Below are 7,340 nucleotides of genomic sequence, written 5' to 3'. Positions count from 1 at the left end.
GTCGTATTGTTTACAATATCCTTTAACAGTACCTATTGTATCATTTGTATATTCAACAAAAGTACCTTTATTTCCCCATGATTCTTGAAGCCAAGTTGGGTTGTATATAGTAGCTAATTTATATACTGGATGTGTAATACCTTTGAAGCTAATTTTTGCAGTATCTCCAGCTTGTAGAGGTTCTCCTTCTCTACTTGCATTGACTACTGATATTTCTATCTTTCTAGCATCTATTACTTTGTAGTATTTCTTTGTTCCTTTATCGTTTTTTGCTATTATGCCTATTATGTTACTTCTGTTTTCAAGTGGAAGAACATATCCATCATCAGTTTTTTCTATAGCTTTTCCATTACATGTAACTTCTACTTCATCTGCACCTTCTACAGTAGGATTTATTGTATAATCTACAGATTTTCCTTCTGTATAGTATATAGTGTCGTAAGATGTCAATGTTATGTTAGAGTCTATAGTTATTCCTGTATCAGTATCTCCTACTACATCGTATACAACGTATGCTGTATTTACTATTGATGATGCACCATTATCTCCTACAGCGTCGTAAGTAACCTTTACTATTGATGTTCCTTCTTTAACTGCTGTTACTGTAGCTTTGTCAGTAGTTTTTGTTGTATCTAAAGTAATGCTGTCACCTTTTATTATTTCAAAATTAAAATCAGGTCTTGTTATATTGTTATTTATTGGATTGTCTACTATTTGTGGAACTCTTCTTGGATATATAGTAGCAGTGTCTCCAGATTTTAATTCCTTAAAGTCGTATTGTAACCATAAATCGTTTGCAAAATCATCTGGTAGAGTATCTATTGTTTCACCATAGTTGCCTTCGATATCTTCATCTGATGATTTTTCTTCTACTACTGTTATTTTGTAAGTTTCAGCTGGAGTTTCACTAGCTGTTCCACCTGCTTGATTATTCATGCTTGGCCAGTCTGGATCTCCACATTTTACAGTTATAACAGTTTTATCTTGTACTGGTATAGCTTGAATTCTCTTGTATTCAGTATCGCCTACACTCGCTCTTACTTGGAAATTCTTATTTGTAGCTGTTGGTGTAACTACTACTTGTTTTGTGCCTTCTGGAACCTTTAATTCGTATGCTTTAATATCACTTGAAAACTTTGGAGATAAAGTTCCTACATCTGTCTTCAAGGCTTTTAAAGTTTTATCATTATTGCTCCAAGAACCGCCTAAATCTTCTCCATAATTGCAAGTGTACATGAATCTGATTTCATCATTATCTTCTACTACTTGATCACCAATTCCTGTGTTTGTAAACCAATCGTTAATTGTAACCATCCATCCACTTGCACTTCCACCATCGAATTCTGATAAACCACCTATACTAGAAACATAACCGCCGCTTTCTTCGTACTCGATTTTTTCTTTATCAAGTGCTTTTTTAAAAGCATCAAGTCCGCTTGTTCCTTTAGGAACCTCTACGGTAGTACTTACAAGTTCACCTGTAAATGCAGGCTCTCCATTTCCAGCATCCTCTAAAAAAATATTATTTTCTACAGATACTTGTACAGTAATATTTTCATCTGTAGTCGTATCTTCTGCAAATACTTGTAGAGGCAACATCGATAAGATTAGACATATAGCCAAAAACGATGTTGCGATCTTTTTAAAATTTCTAAATAATTCCTTCATCCTCTTCCCCCCATATTTGTTTATTAATATAATTATAATTTAAAGAAAGCTATTAAAAAGTATGATTTTAGTACTACTACTTAGTTCTACTACTTTTAATATAAGTACTACTACTTAAAATACCTCTTTTAATTCACTATATTCAAAAATAAAAATTGACTGAAAACATGTTGTTTAACAGTCAATTTTTACCTGATATATTTTTACTTTAAGGGTTGATTGCTATTTTAAATTATTTTTTAACTTTTATAGATTTTACACTACTATAATCGCTGTAAATATTTTTTCCATCTACAGTTCTATATGCTCTTACTTTGAAATAATAAGTTTTTCCCTTTGTTAGTCCTGTCTTTGTGTAGCTCTTAGATGTAGTAGTTTTTATTAAGCTATATGTTCCAGTTTTTGATGTGGCCATATAAACCTTATATCCTGTATTTCTACTACTTGTATTACTCCATGTAACTGTCGCCTTTCCTGCTATAGTTGAGCTTAATGTAACTACTGGTGTAAGAGGTTTAGTTACAACCTTTAAGCTATCTGAGTAGTTTGAATAGTGTTTTACACCATCTACTAATTTATATGCTCTTATTTTATATGTGTATATACTTGCAGAGCTTCTGCCTGAATCAGTATAAGTAGTAGTATCCTTATCAACTTCACCTATAAGATTGTATTTTTTGCTGCTTGTACTATATCTATAAACCTCATATCCATCTGCTCTTGATGTTTTGTTCCAATTTAAAGTAACGCTATCTCTTGTCGCAGTACTAGATGCAAATTTAGGTTTAAGAGGATTTGTAGTAGCTTTTACTTCATCTGAGTAATCAGAGTATATTGTCTTTCCATCTACTACTTTGTACGCTCTTATTTTGTATCTATAAGTAGTTGCAGATGTTCTATCTGTATTTTGATAGGTAAGTGTATTTTTGCTGTCTATAGTTTTTATTAATTTAAAACTATCACTGCTTGAATAATATCTGTAAATTTTGTATCCATTGCAATCGTCTACTTTATTCCAAGCTAAATTTACTTTTGATGTTGTAGCTGATGTCACCTTAAATCCTTCAACCTTATTAACAGTTGGTGTAGGTGTTGGTTCTTGTAATGCTTCATTTACTGCGCTAGTTAATTCACTATAAGCTTTGTCCACCTTAGTTTGACTAGCTGTCATATCCTGTAGTATATTCATAGCATTGTTGTAAGCGTTTTTAACTGCACTATTAGATAATAATTTATTTTTATTAGTAGCACTGTTTACTTCAGCAACTTTTTTTGTAAGCTTATCCTTATTTGCATAATCTAAGTAATTTGCTTCACCCCATTGGCTGTTATCACTTATATCCGCTCCATATCCCCAAACAGTAAATTGCCAGCGTATTACATCTCCGTCCTTAGGTTTATATGAACTAGCGCCATAATTAGGGAATACATTGTTTACACAGTACATCCATCCTGACATATATGTATAATCAAATTCTCCTAACCATCCTTCTTGTTCTCTTCCAGTAAGGTCTCCATCATCTTTTTTGATTTCATCTAAAATATACTGCGGAATTTCGGCGTCTCTGTAATCCTCATCTTTTACACCTGCTAAATAAAATGTACTTCCTACAACTCCAGATGTATCATTTATTGCACCTGTATAGTCGTATTCATATCCATAATCATCCATCACCCTAGTTATTATATCTGCACCATTATCACCTTCATAAAAAGGTACTCTCACAGGCTCTATAATATACCCTAAGCCTAAGGTAAATTTCTCCATAGATAGAGTTACATATCCTTTAGGTGTGGCTGCATCGACTTCCTTTGGAGATATAAACACAACCGATAATACCATTAAAAATGCCATCAACATAGATGTTATTTTTTTGAAAATACCGTATTTTTTTCTCACTCAACTCACCCCTTATAATTATTTGCTTCTTTTTGATTATAAATTTTATAAAATCAATTATCAATAAATTGGCAAAATGATTACTCTAAAATACTACTAGTTCTACTACTTTTCTACTACTTTATACTACTTTCTATAATACTTATTAAGGCTCTATCAGTCCGTACTTTTCCTTTATCCTATCTAATTTTTCAATCATAGGCTTGCTTATTACTGCCAAGAAAATAACTGTGGCAGCCGCATGTATTAAATTAAAAGGAACACCACTTAAATATATTGGTATAACTGATTGAAGTGTTATTGTTCCCTGTGGAAATATAAGCCATGTAGCTGTATCTAGTAAGAATCCATAGATGAAGAAGGTAGAAAGTCCTCCATAAATACACAAGCTAATTGTTCTTTTTTCTAATTTTTCTTTTTTAAATAGTATACCTGCAATAAATCCAATTATGCCGAAGCTAAACATCTGCCAAGGTGTCCAAGGTCCTTGCGAAAAGAAAAAATTAGATACAAACCCAGTCATAGCACCTACTAAAAATCCAGCCTCAGCTCCAAAGCATACCGCTGAAATTATGACTATAGCTACAACTGGTTTAAACTGAGGAAGCATAAAAAATGCTGCACGACCAGCAACGCCTATAGCCGACAAAACTGCTATAATTATTAGCTCCCTCGCCTGTGGTTTACGATCCTCAAATACCATGAAAAATGGCACCATAGTACAGACTATTATTCCCAAGCTGACTATGTAGTATTTTCTATCATTACCTAATGTTATACCTAGAAATATTATAATAGGTATAGCTACAAGTATCATAAACGACGCCATCAATGTTCTTTTGCTTAATTTAGTATCCTTGACAGTCTTTTTTCTTGCCTTGTCTCTTGCCTTTGTGTAGTAATATCTGCTTGATCTTTTCTTTTTTTCTTGCTTTTTCTCAGATGCTTTGTATACTTTCTTTGTATTTACTTTTATTTTATTTTCATTTATCAATATCTCATCGTATATTTGATCTATTAAGCTAGTGTTTGCATTTGAGCTTCGTTCGCCTTGCATAAAGTTATCACATCCTCACATGTTATTGCATTTTCAAATACCTGTCTAGTCATCCTATTTGCAACAGTAGTGTAGAAATTGTTACCACTGAAGAATTTATTAGGTGTATTTGATGTCACTATATTTCCATCAAAAAATAGTGCACATTTATGTGCAAATCTAGCACAGAACTCTATATCATGAGAGACCATAATTATAGTCACACCTCTCTTTAGTAATTCTTCTATTATCTGAGCAAATTTTATCTTAAATCCAGCATCTAGACCCTTTGTAGGCTCATCTAATATTAAAAGCTTTGGTTCAAGTAGTAACACCTTTGCAAGTGCTGCCCTTTGTTGTTCTCCTCCACTTAAATCATATGGATGCTGCTCTAGTAAATCTTCTATCTCGATTAATTTTGAAATTTTTTCTACCTTGTCTATTCTATCGGCTTTTTTGATACCTCTTCCAGATAAAATTTCCATTAAATCCTCTCTAACTGTCTTTTTGACAAATAAAGACTGTGGATCCTGTGGTAGAATTCCCAAATTATGATCGAATAGCTCTTTATTTTTATATCCAGTTATCTTCTTTCCGAAAAGCTCGATTTTACCTCTATAAGGCTTATTTATTCCGCTAATCAAAGATACAGTCGTACTCTTTCCTGTACCATTGCCTCCGACTAGACAGAAAAACTCTCCCTTTTTAACCTCAAAGCTCAAGTCCTTTACAACATCCTTTCCATCCTTTTCGTACTTAAACCACACATCCTTCATCTTAACTGCTATTTGATTATTATTTTTATCATCAATCTCTCTGTTGTCTTCAATTCTGACAAACTCAGGCTTGTAATCTAGATACAAGCTATCTATAAATTTTCTACCTTCTTTTACTGTAATAGGTGTTTTATCTGAACCTAATAAAGATGCAATCCTAACAGGTGTGGGCATTGCTTCAAACATATCTGGGTTTAATCTTTTAACCTTTGAACCTACATTTCTAGGCTCATCGTCTATAATTATCTTACCTTCATCCATTACGATTACTCTATCTGCCATTGGAAATACCTCTTCTAAATCGTGCTCTGAAATTATAATAGTAGTTCCCAATTCATCGTTTATCTTTTTTATAGTTTTTAAAAATTCACTACCTGCAATTGGATCTAGCTGACTTGTAGGTTCGTCTAAAATCAAAACATCTGGCTGCATAGTCATAATTGAGGCTAAATTTAAAAGCTGCTTTTGACCTCCAGATAGCTCAGTTACATTTTTCATAAACCAATTCTGTATTCCGAAAAAGCTAGCCATTTCAGCCACTCTAAGTCTTATGGTTTTATTATCATATCCTAAGCTTTCAAGTCCAAATGCTAGCTCATGCCATACCTTATCTGTAACTATTTGATTTTCTGGACTCTGCAAAACATATCCTATCTGAGATGCTTGGGTTCTGTCATCTACATCGTCTAGGTTTACACCTTTGAAGTAAATTTCTCCATCTCTCTCTCCAAAAGGAGTAAGGACAGTTTTTAAATGTCTCATAAGCGTACTTTTGCCACATCCTGATTTTCCACAGATAACTACAAATTCACCTTCATTTATACTTAAATCTATTTTTTTAAGAGCCTTCTTCTTCATATTTGGATATGAAAAGTCTAATTGTCTAATTGTAAATGTCTCCATTTTATCTCCTCCATGATTTCCATAATTATAGGTGTAATACAAAGAAAAAAGTAACAGCAATACTCAAATACGCTAAAAGCAGTTATTTTCAACAGTTGCATATTTGGGAAGTACTGCATAGAATTTCTCCCTTGAAAAGCCCCTATTATAACCATCAACGTAAAAAACACCATCGTTCCAAAAGCTATTTTATCTCTATTATCAAATCTATAGTTTGAAAAGCTAGTTCTTCCTTTTAGTCCATATCCTCTAGATTTCATAGAATCAGCTGTCTCTATTGCATTTTCAAGAGCCCAAGTTACCATAATAGATACTATTTTGATCCCATTTTTTGCCTTTCTTATTATATTTCCATTTGAAACATCTCTTCCTATACATTTTTGTGCATTAGAAATAACCTTGATTTGAGCCTTGTATTTAGGTACAAATCTAAGTACCATAGAAAAAATCAAAGACAATCCAGGAATAACTCTACCAAATAGGTATATAAACTTGTCAGATGTCATAACGGCGTTGTAACAAGAAAACCAAAGTATGACTGAAGTAAACATCATAGCAGAAGCCACACCGTATACTATAGATTCCAAAGTCAAAGGATTTCCTGTACTAAAATACCAAATTATTGTCACTCCCTGGTGGCTAAATGCAGGATTTATTACTGCCGCAAAAACTAAAAAAGGCACCATATATAATATGTTAAATTTAAGAGCTTTTTTCCCATTCAAATACACTGAATATATAAACGACGATACAAAAGATATAATCAAAAGTATAGGATGCATAAAAAACATACTAAATAATATAACTACAAAAAAATAGTAGAAATTCACCAGTGGATGATATGATTTAAATGAATTTATCAAGATTTTTCCTCCTTATTCCCCTTTTTCTATAATTATATCTCATAAAAAGGCATTAAAAAGTATAGTCTTTAGTAGTACTACTTTCTATATAAGTTCTACTACTTTAAGGCGTAAATTATACTACTTTAGTATTTTAAAATTAGACAAAAAATAAAACTAAGGTGAACCTTAGTTTAAAAATACATACTGTCTTT

5 protein-coding genes are annotated in these 7,340 nt (G+C 32.4%); all 5 read right to left on the bottom strand.

Going from position 1 to position 7,340, the window contains the following annotated elements; translation table 11 throughout:
- Positions 1 to 1,668, bottom strand: a 1,668-nt coding sequence (locus SPD90_RS05270) for a DUF4430 domain-containing protein (protein ID WP_320924531.1), incomplete at its 3' end; no start/stop codon positions are given.
- 232 nt (positions 1,669 to 1,900) lie between these two features.
- Positions 1,901 to 3,568 (bottom strand): fibronectin type III domain-containing protein, encoded by a 1,668-nt coding sequence (locus SPD90_RS05265; protein ID WP_320924530.1) that lies wholly within the window; start codon positions 3,566 to 3,568, stop codon positions 1,901 to 1,903.
- Between the two features lie 145 nt (positions 3,569 to 3,713).
- Positions 3,714 to 4,625, bottom strand: a complete 912-nt coding sequence (locus tag SPD90_RS05260; RefSeq protein WP_320627076.1) for an ECF transporter S component — start codon at positions 4,623 to 4,625, stop codon at positions 3,714 to 3,716.
- Positions 4,586 to 6,283, bottom strand: coding sequence for an ABC transporter ATP-binding protein (locus SPD90_RS05255; protein ID WP_320924529.1), 1,698 nt, complete (start codon positions 6,281 to 6,283; stop codon positions 4,586 to 4,588). The genes SPD90_RS05260 and SPD90_RS05255 overlap by 40 nt, the downstream gene beginning before the upstream one ends.
- On the bottom strand, positions 6,256 to 7,146 hold the full coding sequence (locus tag SPD90_RS05250) for an energy-coupling factor transporter transmembrane component T (protein ID WP_320924528.1): 891 nt from the start codon (positions 7,144 to 7,146) through the stop codon (positions 6,256 to 6,258). The genes SPD90_RS05255 and SPD90_RS05250 overlap by 28 nt, the downstream gene beginning before the upstream one ends.
- Between the last annotated feature and the right edge of the window lie 194 nt (positions 7,147 to 7,340).

Origin of the sequence: Intestinibacter sp. (assembly GCF_034113885.1) — a bacterium.
GTDB lineage: Bacteria > Bacillota > Clostridia > Peptostreptococcales > Peptostreptococcaceae > Intestinibacter.
Note: the sequence above shows the minus strand (reverse complement) of the source record. Positions and strands in the feature narration are given on the sequence as shown.